The organism is Clostridium sp. D5 (assembly GCF_000190355.1).
GTDB classification, from domain to species: Bacteria; Bacillota; Clostridia; order Lachnospirales; family Lachnospiraceae; genus Faecalicatena; species Faecalicatena fissicatena_A.
The window spans coordinates 165382-183024 of sequence record NZ_GL870813.1; the positions used below are offsets into that span (position 1 = coordinate 165382).

Consider the following 17643-nt stretch of genomic DNA (forward strand, 5'->3'; position numbering starts at 1 on the left):
GTTATATACCTCATATGATATAGATGATGTTATTTCTGTAGTATACAGGAAATGGAAAAGAATGTAAATCCTGCTTCCGAATGCAGGGAAATCGGTGATATTGAAATTTTACACAAATTTTTCTATGATATACTGGTTTCTTTACCGGATTTCTGTGATAATATATATTCAAGGGCATTCTACAACTCATGTCTTGCAGGTGGGGGTGCCTTATGGCACATGCCGGAGGAACATCCGCATTTGATATATTAAGGAAAAGGAATGTTTCTTCCAGAGGGGGAATACATAAAATTTTAGAGGAAAAGAGGTTTTTGCTATGCCAACAACGTATGCACATTATAGATTCGGAAAGGATGTGATCAGTGCCCTTCCCAGACCGCTTGAGAAAGCGGTGGAAAACAACAGGGAATTGTTTGATATCGGTCTTCACGGACCGGATATTTTGTTTTATTATAAAGCCCTCAGATCTAATCCAGTGAGCCAACAGGGCTATGCTCTGCATGACAAGATGGCGGATCTTTTTTTCAGCCATGCTGCTGAGATTATTGGAAAGACTGAAGACAGCACGGCGGCAAGGGCATATATGTATGGTTTTATCTGTCATTTTGCACTGGACAGCGAGTGCCATAAATATATAGAAAAGATGATTCAGGTCAGCGGCATCAGCCACTCGGAGATAGAGATGGAATTCGACCGGTATCTGTTGACAGAAGATCATATTAATCCGGTCACGTATTTTTCCGCAAAGCACATTCAACCGACATTGGATAATGCGAAGGTTATCGCACCGTTTTTTGAAGATTTATCTGCAGATACAGTAAAAAAAGCACTAAGTTCTATGATTACTTATCATAAATTGCTGCTGGCTCCCGGGCAGAAAAAGAGAAATCTGGTATTTGGAGCCATGAAAGTGATGGGTAAATATGACTCCATGCATGGAATGGTTATGAGCGAGGAAGCAAATCCCCAGTGTGAAACATATTGCCTTCTGCTGAAGAAGCTTTATGCAGGAGCGGTACCGCTGGCTGCAGATCTGATCATTAAGTTCCAGAAGGTCCTGTTCCAGGATGCCCAGCTTCCGGTAAGATTCCACGAGACCTTCGGGGCAGGCGAGAATTGGAAGGAACTGCCGCTATAGAGACCAGGTAAGGACAGCTAAAAACCAGGAGTGAGAGTGCATTATAAAAAGGGGGAAATCTATGAAATTTAAAATGACGGCCTTGGAGAAGAAATGGGTGTTGTATGATGTAGGCAACTCTGCATTTACAATGCTGGTAGCCACCATATTTCCGATTTACTTTAATCATCTGGCAGACAATGCGGGAATATCATCCGTCAACTATCTGGCGTACTGGGGATATGCCACATCCATCTGTACCTTACTCGTAGCGATTCTGGGGCCGACCCTGGGTGCCGTTGCAGATACCAAGAATTATAAGAAAGTGATCTTTTCTGTTTTTCTGGGGGTAGGAGTCATTGGATGTATTGTTCTGGGGTTTCTCTCTTCCTGGATCTGGTTTCTGGGTGTATTCGTACTGACGAAGACAGGCTACTCTTCCAGCCTGATATTCTATGATGCCATGCTGACAGATGTTACCGAACCTGAACGGATGGATGTGGTGTCTTCCCAGGGCTTTGCCTGGGGATATATCGGAAGCTGTATTCCTTTTGTGGCCAGTCTGGGCGTTGTGCTGGGAGCAGGGACACTGAGCATTGGAATGCAGACCTCCATGGTAATTGCATTTTTTATTACATCGGTCTGGTGGCTGCTGTCTGCAGTTCCGCTGCTGCGGTCCTATAAGCAGAAGTATTTTGTGGAGACAACGCAGCATGTTGTGAAGAACAGCTTTCAGCGTCTGGGCAGTACTTTTAAGGAAATAGCAAAGAAAAGGCATATTTTGCTGTTTCTGCTGGCTTTTTTCTTCTATATAGATGGGGTATATACAGTTATTGACATGGCAACTGCCTACGGTCAGGCTCTCGGGTTGGACAGTACAGGGTTGCTGCTTGCGCTTTTACTGACGCAGATTGTCGCATTTCCGTGTGTTCTGATTTTCAGCAGGCTGTCCAAAAAACTGTCTTCCACGACTATTATTACAATATGCATTGCGGCTTATTTTTGCATAGCGTTGTATGCTTACGGATTGGATACACAGCTTGATTTTTGGATACTTGCGGTTCTGGTGGGCATGTTCCAGGGGACGATCCAGGCGCTGTCCCGGTCCTATTTTGCCCGGATTATCCCTGCTGAAAAGTCGGGAGAATATTTTGGGATTTATGATATCTGCGGAAAAGGTGCATCTATTTTCGGAACTGCTTTCGTATCCGTACTCAGCCAGCTTACAGGAAACGTGAATATAGGCGTCAGTGCGCTGTCAGTGTTTTTCCTTGTAGGGTTCATCCTGTTTAGAAAGGCAGTGAAAGCTGCTGAGGGGGCAAATTAGAAATATATATGAGAGGGGCTGTCTGTCAGAGAGGGAAGCCTGCTGGTATCTTAAAACTTTTATCCCGCCGGAAGGGAGAGAAAAGTTTTAAGATACCAGCAGGTGTTCCAATTCTGGCAGGCCGTCCCATTTTTATACCTTCTGATTTAAGCTGAAAATTAATTATGAAATAAATGAGAATTCCATCATTTTTTCAGATGAACATGATATAATTAGCGTTAGTGTGGAATGCGCGCCTGCACATTTTCCGAACGGCGGTTATGAATCTTTGATTTATGATCTAATGTCAGACAGACTAAGCCGGACTGCGGGATTAGCTGCCACAGGACTGTGAATACTTTTTTACAGCCGTATCAGAAATATGAAGCTGACGAGGAGATACAAGGATGAAGGATTTCGTAAAATTAGAAGGCATTACGAAGATTTATAAAATGGGAGAAGTTGAAATCCGTGCAGTAGACGGAATTGATTTTGCGATTAATAAGGGTGAATTTGTCATTATCGTGGGCCCCAGCGGCGCGGGTAAGACAACGGTACTGAATATTCTGGGCGGAATGGATACCGCTACAGGAGGAAAGATCACAGTAGACGGAGCGGACATCACGAGCTGCAATTCGAGACAGCTGACCAGTTACCGGCGCAATGATATCGGATTCGTGTTCCAGTTCTATAATCTGGTTCCCAATCTGACGGCGCTGGAGAATGTGGAACTTGCTCTTCAGATCTGCAAAGATCCCCTGGATGCCAGGGAAGTACTGGAGGAAGTGGGCCTTGGCGGCAGACTGGATAATTTTCCGGCACAGCTTTCAGGCGGCGAACAGCAGCGGGTATCTATTGCCAGGGCACTGGCTAAGAATCCAAAGCTTCTGCTATGCGATGAACCTACAGGAGCGCTGGATTACAATACGGGCAAGTCAATTTTAAAACTGCTCCAGGATATGTGCAGGGAGCGGGGCATGACGGTCATTGTGATCACACATAATTCAGCACTGGCGCCTATGGCAGACCGGCTGATCCGGATAAAGAACGGAAAAGTGTCCGGCATGGAGCAGAACTCCAGTCCGGTATCAATTGATGAAATAGAATGGTAGGGCATGTGTATGAGCAGGAAAGCACTTAGAAAAGATTTTTACATGGAAATACGCAGAAGTCTGGGACGTTTTCTCTCCATCTTTTTCATCGTGGCGATCGGCGTTGCATTTTTCTCAGGCATCCGCTCTGCGGAGCCGGACATGCGCCTGTCAGGGGACGCCTATTTTGACCGGCAGAATCTGATGGACATTAAGGTGGTCAGTACCCTAGGACTCACTGCGGATGACCTGAAAGCTCTGGAGAAGGTGGACGGCATTCAGAAAGTGGAGGCCGGTTATTCCACGGATGCGCTGTGTTCTGTAAATGACAGCAAAAAGGTAGTACATATTTCCTCTCTGCTTCCTTCCATGAATGAGCTGACAGTTGAGGAAGGGCGTCTGCCGGAGACGGCGGACGAATGTATTGTGGATGTCGATTTTTTGACAGGGAGCGGATATGCGGTCGGCGATAAGATTACATTTCTCTCCGGGACAGACGACAAGATTACAGATACATTGAAGACAGATACTTATACTATCGTGGGAACGGCCAGCAGCCCGTGCTATATTTCTTTTCACCGTGGAAGCAGCACGATCGGCACAGGTACGGTCAGTGGATTTGTCAGCGTTTTAGAAGACAGTTTTGACATGGATGTGTATACAGAGATGTACGCCGCTGTGGATGGGGCCAAAGAGCTGACTGCATTTACGGATGAATATGATGATCATGTTGAAAAGACCATAGATGAAGTGGAAAAGATCCGTAAGGCGAGAGAAGATGCCAGATATCGGGAGATTGTGGACGAGGCCACGGATAAGCTAAACGACGCGAAGAAAGAACTGGAAGATGCAAAAAACGAGGCTGCTGATAAGCTGAATGATGCGAAAACGAAACTGGATGATGGAAGAAATCAGCTCGAGAATGCAAAAACAGAGATATCCAATGGCTATGCACAGCTTGAGGATTCCAGAAATCAGCTGATCCAGAAGCAGAATGAAGTGAGTCAGGGATATGAGGATCTGAACGCCCAGGCTGATGTACTCAATGGCAAGGTAGAGGAGCTGAACCAGGTAAAGGCGCAGTATGAAGCGCTTGCTGCAAGCGGCATGACTGATGAGCAGACCCAGTATACTCTGCAGGTGATGTATGCGCAGATTACGGAAGGGGATGCGCAGATTGAAGCTGCCCGCACCCAGATTGATGCGGCCAGAGGACAGCTGGATTCCGGCCAGCAGCAGATCAATGACGCCTGGGCACAGATAGAACAGGCACAGTCTGAACTGGCATCGGGTGAAAGTGAGCTTGCATCAAAAGAGCAGGAACTGAACGATGCACAGGCCGAATACGATGATGCGAAATCGGAAGCTGATACGAAGATTAAAGACGGTGAAAAGAAAATAAAAGATGCAGAGAAAGATATCAGCAAGATCGAACATGCCAAATGGTATATCTATGACAGAAGTACTCTGACAGAATATACAAGCTATGGAGAGAATGCGGACCGTATGAAAGCCATCGGGGAAGTGTTCCCGGTACTGTTTTTCCTCGTAGCTGCATTAATCAGCCTTACAACAATGACGCGTATGGTGGAAGAACAGAGGACACAGATCGGTACTCTGAAGGCACTCGGATATGAACGTCACTCCATTGCAGGCAAGTACATCGGTTATGCATGCCTGGCTACCATAAGCGGAAGCATATTTGGAATTCTGGTCGGTGAAAAGATTCTGCCCTATATCATCATTACGGCCTACGGAATTATGTATCAGCATATCGATACTGTGCTGATTCCATATAACATGTATTACGGGATGGCAGCATCCCTTGCAGCTCTGGCATGTACTCTGATTGCCACCATATTCTCCTGTTTCAATGAACTAAGGGAGCAGGCGGCAGAACTGATGCGCCCGCCAACGCCGAAGCAGGGAAAGCGTGTGTTTATGGAGCGGATCCCGTTCTTGTGGAAAAGATTAAGCTTTATCTGGAAAGCTACAGTACGGAACCTGATCCGTTACAAAAAACGGTTTTTCATGACTGTTTTTGGGATCGGCGGCTGCATGGCCCTGCTCCTGGTTGGTTTTGGGCTGAAGGATTCCATCTTTGACATTGCCGTACTTCAGTACGAGGAGATTCAGCTGTACGACGGAAATGTTATACTGGAGGAGGATGCTTCTTCGGAGGAAAAAGAAGAAACCTATGACAAACTGGTATCCGATAAACGGGTGGAAGAAACTGCCGAAAATTTCCTGCAGCAGGTGGAAGTCACACATGGTAAGGAAAAGCAGGACGTCTATCTGAATGTGCCGAAGGATGTAAACGAATTTTCTGATTTTGTGATATTCAAAGACCGTGTCACAGGTGAGCGTTATGAGCTGGATGATTCAGGCGCGATTATATCAGAAAAGACAGCGAAGATGCTGGATGCCGGGGTTGGAGATACGGTCATTATCAAAGACGATGTAAAGGGAGAACTTGAGGTTAAAATAGCGAAGATCTGCGAAAACTATATCGGACATTATATTTATTTATCCGAGGATCTTTATGAACAGCTGTATGGAGAAGCACCAGAGTATAATTCTATATATTATACGATGAAAGAAGGAAAAATGGATGAACTGGAAAAAGTCGGGGAATCTATTCTGGAGACGGACGGTGCTCTGAGTGTCAGCTATACAAACAATATGCAGCAGCAGCTGGACGATATGCTGGGCAGTTTGGATATTGTGCTGGTAGTACTTGTTATTTCGGCGGGAATGCTGGCCTTTGTCGTCCTGTACAATTTGAATAATATTAACATTACGGAACGGAAGCGGGAACTGGCGACATTGAAGGTTCTCGGGTTCTTCGACAATGAAGTATCGGCCTATGTATACCGGGAAAATATAATTCTGACGGTGCTTGGCTCGGCAGTTGGCATACTTCTTGGCAAGATATTGCATCAGTTTGTAATCGTGACTGTGGAGATTGATTCAGCCATGTTTGGAAGGAATATTGATTTCAGCAGTTTTGTGTACAGTTTTCTGATTACAATGGGATTCTCTTTCTTCGTGAATGGAGTGATGTATTTTAAGCTGAAACGGATCGATATGGTGGAATCACTGAAAAGTGTAGAATAATGGCTGCTGGTCAGAACATGCTGTGCATTCAATACACAGCATCCGGGCCATAACGAATAATGAACAGATACGGCAATCCCCGTTCCCTGTAAAGTGACGGAAAGGCCCGCAAATTCACAGTTTTAACAAATTTACCTGTTATGATACAAAAAAGGGAAAAAGAACGGATAGGAGACGATTAGAATGGAGAAAGTCAAAATTTTAGTTGTGGATGACGAAAGCAGGATGCGCAAGCTGGTGAAAGACTTCCTGACAAGAGAGGGATATCTGGTCCTGGAAGCCGGGGACGGCATGGAGGCCATGGATCTTTTTTATGAAGATAAGGACATCGCACTGGTAATTCTGGATGTCATGATGCCGAAGATGGACGGCTGGCAGGTCTGCCGGGAGATCCGGGAGCATTCTAAGGTGCCGATTATCATGCTGACGGCCCGCTCGGAAGAACGGGATGAACTTCAGGGATTTGACCTGGGCGTGGATGAATACATTTCCAAGCCATTCAGTCCTAAGATTCTTGTGGCCAGGGTAGAGGCGATCCTTCGGAGAACCCAGAGTACAGAGTCGGGTGATGTGATGGATGCCGGCGGTATCATGATTGACAGGGCGGCTCATATCGTAAAGATCGGGGAAAGAACCATCGACTTAAGCTACAAAGAATTTGAGCTGTTGTCCTATTTTGTGGAGAATCAGGGAATTGCCCTGTCCAGAGAGAAGATACTGAACAATGTATGGAATTACGATTACTTTGGAGATGCGCGTACGATTGATACTCATGTGAAGAAGCTGAGAAGCAAGCTGGGTGAGAAAGGCGATTATATCAGGACGATCTGGGGCATGGGTTACAAGTTCGAGGTAGAAGAATGAAACAATCCATAAGACGGCAGATGATGGTCATCTTTGTCGGACTGATTATATTTATCCTTGTGCTGCTGTTTGCGGTAAACTCGGGATTTCTGGAACAGTATTATACGGTGCACAAGCAGGCTGACCTGATCAGCATGTATGATTCTATTGATAAGGAGATCCGCAGCGGAGATATTTATTCGGAGGATGTGGCGGAAAAGCTTGTGCGTCAGGCGGAGAAAGCGAACATTGCAGCGCTTGTAATACGCAGCGATGCGACAAGTGTATTTGCTACTGTGCGGGACGGAAACGGTCCTTTGTATATAAAGCTTCTCTCTTATTTGTTCGATAAGAATCAGAATGCAAAAAAGGTACTGAAGAATACGGATACTTATCAGATCTGCAAGACGAAGGATTTTACGAATCAGACAGAGTATCTGGAGATATGGGGAGAGGTTTCGGACGGCTCCCTGATCATTATGCAGAGTCCTCTGGAGAGTATCAGAGAAAGCGCCAGCCTGGCCAATAAGTTCCTGGTTTATATGGGCGTGATCGCTGTCATCCTGGGCGGGATTCTCGTATGCTTTTTCTCGCGGAAGATCACAGAGCCGATTAAAGAGCTGGCAGTTCTGTCACAGCGTATGGCAAGGCTGGACTTTGAGGCCAGATATACAAGCGGAGGCGATAATGAGATTGGTGTGCTGGGCAGGAATTTCAACGTCATGTCCACTCGTCTGGAGAAGACCATATCAGAACTGAAAAGTGCCAATAACCAGCTGCAGAAGGATATCGAACAGAAAGAAAGACTGGAAGATATGCGCAATGAGTTTCTTGGAAATGTCTCCCACGAGCTGAAGACACCGATTGCTCTGATACAGGGGTATGCGGAGGGGCTTAAGGAAGGGGTCAATGATGATTCGGAAAGCCGTGAGTTCTACTGTGATGTCATAATGGATGAGGCCGCTAAGATGAATCAGATGGTGAAAAATCTACTCATCCTGAACCAGCTGGAATTCGGATCACAGGAGCTGGAATTTGAGCGTTTTGATATTGTGGGGCTGATACAGGGTATCCTTTCAAGCTGTGAGATATTGATCCAGCAGGCGGAGGCGTCTGTTGATTTTATTGCAGATGAGAAAGTTTATGTATGGGCAGATGAGTTCAAAACAGAGCAGGTGGTCAGAAACTATCTGACGAATGCGATTCATCATGTGGAAAATGAAAAGCGGATAGAGATCAGGGTCTTATCCAGCGGTAAGACTGTCCGGGTGTCTGTATTCAACAGCGGCAGGCCCATACCGGAAGAAGATCTGCACAAGTTGTGGGACAAGTTCTACAAAGTGGATAAGGCACATACCCGGGAATATGGGGGCAATGGAATTGGCCTGTCCATCGTAAAGGCCATTATGGAATCTTTCCACCAGAATTATGGTGTGAACAACTTTGAAAACGGTGTAGCATTCTGGTTTGAGCTGGATACGGAAAATGGTGAAGAGACAGAGCCGCCGGTTCAGGAGATGTTCATCGAAGATAAAGGTTCCGTATGAAAGGCTGCTGCAGGAAAAAGCACCGGAAAAAGCACTATAACTGAAAAACTTGAAATGCGATGCAAAATGCTGTAAAATAGCTACTATTAAGGCATACATTGTGCCAACTGGCAACGGTCGGTATTATGTATGCCTTATTCGTTACATAGGCTGCTGAACACAGCACACCCGCCGGCAGGGGATATAAGGCCGGACGCTGTAAACACGGCACACCTTTTCTCATTATGGAATGTCATTGAGAGGATGAGAGAGGAGATAATCATGTTTGATGCAGTAAATACAGTAGTGAAGTCGGTCAATTCGGTCGTGTGGGGCTGGGGGATGATCGCTCTGCTATTTGGTACACATTTATTTTTAACGATCCGCACAGGCTTTATTCAAAGAAAGACAATTTCAAAGGGTATTAAATTATCGGTTACAAAAGATCCGGATGCAGAAGGAGAGGTCAGTCAGTTTGGGGCACTGACTACAGCGCTTGCTTCTACAATCGGTACAGGGAATATCATTGGTGTGGGAACTGCCGTGGCGCTTGGGGGCCCAGGAGCAGTTCTCTGGTGCTGGCTGACCGGCGTGTTCGGCATAGCGACAAAGTACGGAGAATCTCTGATTGCGGTCAAGTACCGTGTGAAAACAGAAGACGGAAGAATGCAGGGCGGCGCGATGTATGCCCTGGAGCGTGGACTGAATATGCGCTGGCTTGGCCTGATCTTTGCATTTCTTGCAGGGTTCGCATCCTTTGGGATCGGATGCGCAACACAGGTCAACGCTATTGCAGCAATCTGTGAGGAGAATCTGGGGATTCAGCCATGGATTGTGGGAATTGTGACTGCGTTTTTTACGGCTATCGTTATATTCGGGGGAATTAAAAGCATTGCCAGAGTATGCGAGAAGCTGGTTCCTTTTATGGCAGTATTTTATGTGATCGGCTGTGCGATTATTCTGGTTATTAATTATGACTTTATCATCCCGGCTGTAGTAACCATCTGTAAGCTTGCGTTTACGCCCGGGGCGGCTGCAGGCGGTCTGGTGGGGGGAGGAATCCGCCTTGCCATGCAATATGGAGTGGCAAGAGGTCTGTTCTCCAATGAGTCGGGTATGGGGTCAGCGCCGATTGCAGCGGCAGCTGCGCAGACGAGAAATCCCGTGCGCCAGGCACTGGTTTCTTCTACAGGGACATTCTGGGATACAGTAGTGGTCTGTCTGATGACAGGACTGGTGCTTGTATCCACAATTATGAAGAATCCTGCAATCAATGCAAATGAGATTGCCAACGGAGGGATACTGACATCTAAAGCATTTGCTCAGATCCCATACGTAGGGCCGATTATTCTGGTGATAGGAATTATTTCATTTGCATATTCTACCATTCTGGGATGGGCCTACTATGGAGAACGGTGTGTAGAGTACTTTGCGGGCAAAAAGGGCCTGATTCCGTATCGCCTTCTTTATGTAGTAGTAGCGGCAATCGCACCGATTGTATCCCTGAATCTGGTCTGGCTGATCGCGGATACATTGAACGCCCTGATGGCGATACCGAACCTGATCGCGGTTCTTTTACTTTCTCCGGTGATCGTAAAAGAGACAAGGAAGTATATCAACAATCTGGATGCAGTGGATAAGACCCCGGTACCCGTGGTGAATACAGGAAAAAGCCAGAAGAATGGGAAAGAGTAGAGGAGTTTACATATGATAGCAATGATTGATTATGATGCGGGAAACATTAAAAGCGTAGAGAAGGCACTCCTGTCACTGGGACAGGAAGCAGAAGTTACCGGTAATCCAGAGCGGATACTGAAAGCGGATAAGGTCATTCTTCCCGGAGTAGGGGCATTCGGCGATGCCATGGAGAATCTGAGGAGATCCGGTCTGGATGAAGTCATCCGTCAGGTCGCGGCAAAAGGTACGCCATTTCTGGGAATTTGTCTTGGACTGCAGCTCCTGTTTGAGCGAAGCGACGAAGCGCCCGGAGTCGCAGGGCTTGGGGTACTGGAAGGTGAGATTTTAAGGATACCCGACCAGGAGGGGCTGAAGATACCCCATATGGGATGGAACTCTCTGCACCTTGAGAATGACGGAAGACTGTTTCGCGGAATAGAAGAACAATCATATGTCTATTTTGTACATTCTTACTATTTGAAAGCGAAAGACGAATCCATAGTAAAGGCATCCACAGAATACAGTGCCCATATTCATGCATCGGTTGAAAAGGAGAATGTATTTGCCTGCCAGTTTCATCCGGAAAAGAGCAGTGATGTGGGGCTGAAGATACTGAAAAACTTTGTGGAACTGAACCGGGAGGAAATGTAATGTTTACAAAAAGGATTATTCCCTGTCTGGATGTCAATGCTGGCAGAGTTGTGAAGGGTGTTAATTTTGTGGATCTGCGCGATGCAGGTGATCCGGTGGAGATCGCCAAAGCATATGATAAAGCGGGGGCAGATGAACTGGTATTTCTGGATATTACAGCCTCTTCTGACGCAAGAGAAACCGTAGTGGATATGGTACGCAAGGTGGCGGAGTGTGTATTTATCCCGTTTACAGTAGGCGGGGGAATCCGCACAGTGGACGACTTTCGGGCGCTGCTCAGAGAAGGGGCCGATAAGATATCCATCAATTCTTCCGCGATTAATACCCCGGAGCTGGTGCACGATGCTGCCGTAAAGTTTGGCAGCCAGTGTGTGGTTGTGGCGATTGACGCGAAAAAGCGTGCGGACGGCAGCGGCTGGAATATCTATAAAAACGGCGGCCGGATTGATACAGGAATTGATGCTCTTGAGTGGGCAGAAAAGGTAGAAGGCCTGGGTGCCGGGGAAATTCTTCTGACCAGCATGGACTGCGACGGTACAAAAGCCGGATATGATCTGGAATTGACACGTGCAGTGGCAGAACGCGTATCCATACCGGTTATCGCTTCCGGAGGGGCAGGCACGCTGGAACATTTCAGAGAAGCCCTGACGGACGGGAAAGCCGATGCGGCGCTGGCCGCTTCCCTTTTCCACTATAAAGAGCTGGAGATAAAAGAAGTAAAAGAATACCTGCAAAAAGAGGGCGTTTCCGTACGGCTTTAACAGAGATAAAATTGTAAATATAGGAGTGAACAGATATGTCTGGATTGAATGGCGATTGGTATGAAGCTTTAGAGGGTGAATTCAAGAAACCTTACTACAAAGAATTATTTAAGACAGTGAATCAGGAATACAGGACAAGGAAGATTTTTCCACCGGCAAATGATATTTTTAATGCGTTTCATCTGACACCGCTGAAGGATGTCAAGGTGGTGATTCTGGGACAGGATCCCTATCATAATGACGGCCAGGCCCATGGTCTGTGTTTTTCCGTGAAAAAGGGTGTGGAAGTTCCGCCGTCTCTGGTGAACATTTATCAGGAGCTGCATGACGATCTGGGGTGTACGATACCAAGCCATGGCTGTCTGACAAAATGGGCACAGCAGGGAGTTCTGATGCTGAATACCGTACTCACAGTCCGCGCGCATCAGGCCAATTCCCACAGGGGCATCGGCTGGGAAGAGTTTACAGATGCAGCAATCATGGCCCTGGGCAGCCAGGACAGACCAATCGTATTTATTCTGTGGGGGAGTCCGGCACAGCGCAAAAAGGCCATGCTGAATAATCCACAGCATCTGATACTGCAGGCACCGCATCCGAGTCCTCTCTCTGCATACAGAGGGTTCTTCGGGAGCAGGCCGTTCAGCCAGACCAATGAATATTTGAGCAGCCATGGGGTAGAACCCGTCGATTGGCAGATTGAGTAGGGGGACGCCAGATCGAGGCGGAGCTTCTGCGGCAGTCCGGGAAATTTCCGTAACCCTTTCCGGACTGCCGCAGAAGCTCCGCCTCGTTTGGGCTGATGATTTCCCCCTCCTCAAAGCTCCTGATCCGCTTCGGAGGGCAGATAACGCGCGATGTCCTGGATGTCGCAGTTAAGTATTCTGCAAAGATCGTTTACTGTTTTCATGCTTATGTCCTGTCCGTGTTTTAGACGATATAGAGTACTACTGGATAAATGGTGTTTTGTAGTCAGTGTGTACCAGTTTTCTTTAGAATTATTTAGAGTTTCCCAGAATGGGGAGTAATCAATCATAGCATTACCTCTCTTTTAGGATAAGCATAATTCATATTCTTATACTTGAATATCTTCGCAATAACGAATATAATAAAACCACAAGAGAGGGATGGGGGCGGTCAAAATAGATAAACGCAGTATGACAGAAGGGCAGCAGAAACGATTTTGGGATTTTATTATGATGGATGATTTCGAGTTTTATGACAGGTTTATATCGGACTTGCCGCCGGAATCACAGAATGAATTTTTCAGGATAACGCCGGATTTTTTTTCTGAGTATATCAATGCAGAGGGGAAAATAAATCTGGATGAGGATGAGATATATCAGAAGATCAAGGAAAAAATTAATATTATAGAGAAAAACAGCCCGGAAACCTGAAGGTTCCGGGCTTAACTTTAGTGGTGGGAAAGGAGCTAAAAAAGGTGAGGAGATTAGCTCCTTCATTAATTAAACAAATGAAAGCATTAAAACTTACGCAGTTTTGTTAAATATATCAAAAATATTTATTGAAAATTCAAGAGAGATATAAAAAATAGTAAGGCTCGATAATACCTTGCCAGTTATTTTTCATGCATCGCACGTAAGTGACCAAAGTACGCTCACTAAGTGCTCATAGCTATAAAGAATATAAATTTAAGAAAAAATTAACAAATTATGCAGGGAAATATTTGGTTTTCATAAGTATTATGTAGAATGAAAATATTGTGATAAAGGAGGGGCACTGTGGATAAGGTCATTGAGGTAAAAAACTTATACAAACTGTACCGTGTAGGTGATTCGGTGGTACGTGCTCTCGACGGTGTGGACTTTGAGATATATAAAGGTGAATTTTGCGCGATCGTAGGCACCTCTGGCTCAGGTAAATCCACTCTTTTAAACATGCTTGCCGGACTGGAAAAGCCCACCAAAGGTGAAGTCATTATCAGCGGGCAGCACATGGAAACATTAAATGAGGATGGACTGGTAGGGTTCAGGAGAGAGAATGTAGGATTTATTTTCCAGTCATTCCATCTGATTGGTACGATGAATGCACTTGAGAATGTGGCTTTGCCATTGAGCTTTCGGGGCGAGGGGCGTATCAGCCGGCTGAAAAAAGCCGACAAGATGCTGGATCTGGTGAATTTGAAAAAACACAAAAAGCATCTGCCGAATCAGATGTCAGGAGGGCAGCAGCAGAGGGTTGGTGTTGCGCGTGCGCTTGTGGTGGATCCGAAGATTATATTTGCCGATGAGCCAACTGGCAATCTGGATTCGCATACTTCGGAGGAGGTTATGACATTGATGCAGAGGGTGGTCAGGGAACAAAAGAAAACGCTGGTCATGGTAACGCATGACAACCACCTGGCTACATATGCTGACAGAATATTCCATATTATGGATGGAAAAATCGTTAGAGTAGAAGACAACCGTAAAAAGAGGGAGGACAAGGAACATGAAACTGTTTAAGAAAGCTGCAGGAATTGCAATGAGTCTTGCTTTGGCGGCGGCCATGATACTGCCGGTGGGGGTACGGGCGGCCGATGAAACCGGGCCGATTCCAGATATTGTGTTAACGGTTGGAAAAGCGCAGGAAACCCCGGTTTATACAGCAGAAGATACAAAGCAGGAGTTACTGATCAAACTAAAGAATGAGGGGACTGCGGATGCAAAGAATGTAAAAGTAGTGCCTGTAATAGACGATGCATCTGCATGGCCCTTTGAGATAAAGAATGTGAACAATGAATTTCCGGCTGTTGATATTCCGGCAGGCGAGACGGTGGAAACAAAGCTGGATAATTTGACAGTACGTGCGGACGCCGGTGCAAAAAATTATAAACTGACATTTCAGATTACCTGTAATGACGGGGAGCAGCAGTATGAATCGACTAAGTATGTGTTTGTAAAGACGCTGGAAAAAGAAAAACCGGCGGAGGATCCGAAAGATGACCCTAAGGACGAGCCGAACGTACCCTCTGAACCGCAGGACAACGGAGGGATTTCAAACAATGAACCCGTGATCACAAGCGGCGGAGGCGGCGGGGGAGCACCTTCCGGTAATAATTCCGTACCGCGTGTCATTGTGACCGGGTTTAACACAGATCCGGGCGCTGTGAATGCAGGTAGTGATTTTAAGCTGATTGTGCATTTGAAAAACACATCTACAAGAACAGCGGTTTCCAATATGCTGTTTGACCTGCAGGCACCTTCTTCAGGTACAGAAGGGGCAGCGGAGGCTCCGGCATTTCTGCCTTCCTCCGGATCCAGCACTATTTATCTGGACAGTATACCGGCAGGTGGAACCCAGGACATTTCCATTGCACTGAATGCAAGGGCTGACCTGGTACAGAAGCCGTACAGTATTTCAATGTCCATGAAATATGAGGACAGCAGTGCAACACAGTATGAAAGTTCCTCCAGCTTGGCTATCCCTGTGAAGCAGGCGGCGAGATTTGAATTCAGTGAACTGGAAATTGCGCCTGAGGCAGTGGCAGTCGGAGAAGAGGCTAATATCACATGCAGCCTTTACAATACGGGACGTATAAAGCTGTACAATGTGAAAGCAAAGTTTGAGGGCGAAGGAATCGAGGCGAAAGAGGTATTTGTAGGAAATGTGGATTCCGGAGCAACCGGTTCGATAGACGGAATTGTGACCGCAGTGCAGGAAACGGCCGGAAATCAGAAGTTTAAGATGGTTGTATCTTACGAAGATGATGCGGGGAAGGCATCTACAGTAGAAAAGGAATTTGCACTGCAGATCATGCCTGAGCAGGCGCCGATGGATGTATCGGCAATGGCGGAGATGCCGGAAGAGAAAGGATTTCCGCTGGTTCCTGTTATAATCGGTGTGGCAGTTGTTGCGGCAGTCATAGTTATTATCGTAATCATGAAGAAAAGGAAGAAAAAGAAGGAGTCTTTAGAAGAGGAGGACTTGGTGGATGAGGTGGATCGATTTACTGAGGATGAGTAGTGGCAACCTCAAGCGCAGAAAGCTTCGTACTTTTCTGACCATCCTGGGAGTCGTTATCGGAACAGCATCTATTGTAGTCATGATCTCACTTGGACTGGGAATGCAGGAATCTATGTACCGTGAGGTAGAGCAGTCGGGAGGCATGACGAGCCTGACTGTAACCGGCAAACAGAGCGGAGGCGGAATGTATGTCAGCATGGCAGGCAGTTCAGGCGATCAGGAGGAATCTAATAAGTATATTACGGATGACGTAATCCAACAGCTCCAGCAGCTGGAACACGTAAAGAGTGCAGATCCTGTGCTGGAAGTCAGCGCAATTGCTCTGAAGGGAAAATATATGGGGTACCTTCAGCTGAAAGGAATGACTCACGAAGCTTTAAAAGAGCAGAATATTGAACTGGCTGAGGGCGGTAAACTGCCCGATCCAAACAGCGCTAATCTGGATTTGGTATTTGGTAATGGAGTGCTGACACAGTTTTATGAAAAGACGACCGGGAAAGGCTACTGGGAGACCGGAGAGATTCCGGATGTTGATCTGGCTAATGACCAGATGTTCCTGATTCTGGACCAGGATGGTTATTTTCAGAGCCAGAACAAAAGTATGGGCTCCTCCGGTGGTGGAGAAAACAGCGGGAATGGTGCAAAGACGCCCACACAACCTCCGAAAAAGCATGTAGTAAAGGCCACTGGTGTTGTGGCAGGAGATATGGACAGCTATAATGCTAATTATTATTATGTTTACTGTGATATAAATAAGCTCGAAGATATGCTTAAGCGTGAATTCAGAGGACGGGTAATACCCGGACAGCCAAGCACCAAGTCGGGCAAGCCTTATAAACAGTTTGTGTACACATCCGCGGCTGTGCAGGCGGAAGATATCGATGATGTGGATGAACTGTCATCTGTAATCAGAAATATGGGATTCCAGGTCACTACGAATGCAGAGTATATGGATAGTATGAAGAAACAGTTTGCAATGGTCCAGGCTGTGCTCGGAGGTATCGGAGCAGTATCCCTCCTGGTTGCAGCAATCGGAATTGCAAATACGATGATGATGTCCATCTATGAGAGGACAAAAGAAATCGGTGTTATAAAAGTTCTGGGATGTGGACTTAAGAACATTAAGCAGATGTTCCTGCTGGAGGCGGCATTCATCGGATTTATCGGGGGTGTTGTCGGCAATATACTCAGCTTTATTATGTCGTTTATCATTAATTTCCTGACGGGAAATGGAAGCGCTATGGGAATAGATGGGAATATATCCTATATCCCGCCGTGGCTTGTAATTTCTTCGCTGGTGTTTGCAGTGTTCGTGGGAATGGCGGCGGGGTACTTCCCGGCGCTGAGAGCAATGAGGCTGAGTCCTTTGGCGGCTATTCGTAATGAGTAGAGGGGGGGACGCTGTATTGCCCCGCCAGGCGGCAGACGCCGCGGGAAACGGACATAAGAGGTTCTGGAAACAGGAGCGGCTGTAAGCAGGAGTAAAGGAAAAAAGAAGGAAAACCGGGGCGACCTGGCCACATCACGTGAAGCCTTGATGGCTTCACGCGCTGGGGCCAGGAAAACTTGTAATTCGGAATTACAAGTTTTA

General features: G+C 46.5%; 15 protein-coding genes. 14 read left to right on the plus strand and 1 reads right to left on the minus strand.

The window, feature by feature from the left end:
- Positions 1 to 316 precede the first annotated feature (316 nt).
- The 10 genes from HMPREF0240_RS12580 (at position 317) to ung (ending at position 12793) form a co-directional block, all read left to right on the plus strand.
- Positions 317 to 1138, plus strand: coding sequence for a zinc dependent phospholipase C family protein (locus tag HMPREF0240_RS12580; RefSeq protein WP_009003794.1), 822 nt, complete (start codon positions 317 to 319; stop codon positions 1136 to 1138).
- A 61-nt stretch (positions 1139 to 1199) separates the two neighbouring features.
- Entirely contained in the window at positions 1200 to 2444 is a 1245-nt protein-coding gene (locus HMPREF0240_RS12585; RefSeq protein WP_009003795.1) for an MFS transporter, read from the plus strand.
- A 386-nt stretch (positions 2445 to 2830) separates the two neighbouring features.
- Entirely contained in the window at positions 2831 to 3535 is a 705-nt protein-coding gene (locus tag HMPREF0240_RS12590; protein ID WP_009003796.1) for an ABC transporter ATP-binding protein, read from the plus strand.
- A gap of 9 nt (positions 3536 to 3544) precedes the next feature.
- Positions 3545 to 6631 carry an FtsX-like permease family protein gene (locus tag HMPREF0240_RS12595; RefSeq protein ID WP_009003797.1) on the plus strand — a complete coding sequence of 1029 codons (3087 nt, stop codon included), beginning with the start codon at positions 3545 to 3547 and terminating at the stop codon, positions 6629 to 6631.
- 183 nt (positions 6632 to 6814) lie between these two features.
- A complete protein-coding gene (locus HMPREF0240_RS12600) occupies positions 6815 to 7495 on the plus strand; it encodes a response regulator transcription factor (RefSeq protein WP_009003798.1) in 681 nt (226 codons plus the stop codon).
- Positions 7492 to 9021, plus strand: coding sequence for a HAMP domain-containing sensor histidine kinase (locus HMPREF0240_RS12605; RefSeq protein ID WP_009003799.1), 1530 nt, complete (start codon positions 7492 to 7494; stop codon positions 9019 to 9021). Before HMPREF0240_RS12600 ends, HMPREF0240_RS12605 begins: the two co-directional genes overlap by 4 nt.
- Before the next feature lie 261 nt (positions 9022 to 9282).
- Positions 9283 to 10695 (plus strand): sodium:alanine symporter family protein, encoded by a 1413-nt coding sequence (locus tag HMPREF0240_RS12610; RefSeq protein WP_035313337.1) that lies wholly within the window; start codon positions 9283 to 9285, stop codon positions 10693 to 10695.
- Between the two features lie 12 nt (positions 10696 to 10707).
- A complete protein-coding gene (gene hisH / locus HMPREF0240_RS12615) occupies positions 10708 to 11328 on the plus strand; it encodes an imidazole glycerol phosphate synthase subunit HisH (protein ID WP_009003801.1) in 621 nt (206 codons plus the stop codon).
- A complete protein-coding gene (hisF, locus tag HMPREF0240_RS12620) occupies positions 11328 to 12089 on the plus strand; it encodes an imidazole glycerol phosphate synthase subunit HisF (RefSeq protein WP_009003802.1) in 762 nt (253 codons plus the stop codon). The genes hisH and hisF overlap by 1 nt, the downstream gene beginning before the upstream one ends.
- A 35-nt stretch (positions 12090 to 12124) precedes the next feature.
- The gene (gene ung / locus HMPREF0240_RS12625; protein WP_009003803.1) at positions 12125 to 12793 is read left to right on the plus strand and encodes a uracil-DNA glycosylase; all 669 of its coding nucleotides are present in this window, start codon (positions 12125 to 12127) and stop codon (positions 12791 to 12793) included.
- A gap of 110 nt (positions 12794 to 12903) precedes the next feature.
- Here ung and HMPREF0240_RS12630 read toward each other — a convergent pair whose 3' ends face one another.
- Positions 12904 to 13122, minus strand: coding sequence for a helix-turn-helix transcriptional regulator (locus HMPREF0240_RS12630; RefSeq protein ID WP_009003804.1), 219 nt, complete (start codon positions 13120 to 13122; stop codon positions 12904 to 12906).
- A gap of 91 nt (positions 13123 to 13213) precedes the next feature.
- On the opposite strand from HMPREF0240_RS12630, the gene HMPREF0240_RS12635 reads away from it, so the two are divergent.
- The 4 genes from HMPREF0240_RS12635 to HMPREF0240_RS12650 all read left to right on the plus strand — a co-directional run bounded on the left by HMPREF0240_RS12635 (position 13214) and on the right by HMPREF0240_RS12650 (position 17442).
- Positions 13214 to 13483, plus strand: a complete 270-nt coding sequence (locus HMPREF0240_RS12635; protein ID WP_009003805.1) for a hypothetical protein — start codon at positions 13214 to 13216, stop codon at positions 13481 to 13483.
- 345 nt (positions 13484 to 13828) lie between these two features.
- Positions 13829 to 14551, plus strand: a complete 723-nt coding sequence (locus tag HMPREF0240_RS12640; protein ID WP_009003806.1) for an ABC transporter ATP-binding protein — start codon at positions 13829 to 13831, stop codon at positions 14549 to 14551.
- Positions 14538 to 16052, plus strand: coding sequence for a hypothetical protein (locus HMPREF0240_RS12645; protein ID WP_009003807.1), 1515 nt, complete (start codon positions 14538 to 14540; stop codon positions 16050 to 16052). Before HMPREF0240_RS12640 ends, HMPREF0240_RS12645 begins: the two co-directional genes overlap by 14 nt.
- Entirely contained in the window at positions 16021 to 17442 is a 1422-nt protein-coding gene (locus tag HMPREF0240_RS12650) for an ABC transporter permease (RefSeq protein WP_035313339.1), read from the plus strand. Before HMPREF0240_RS12645 ends, HMPREF0240_RS12650 begins: the two co-directional genes overlap by 32 nt.
- Positions 17443 to 17643 lie beyond the last annotated feature (201 nt).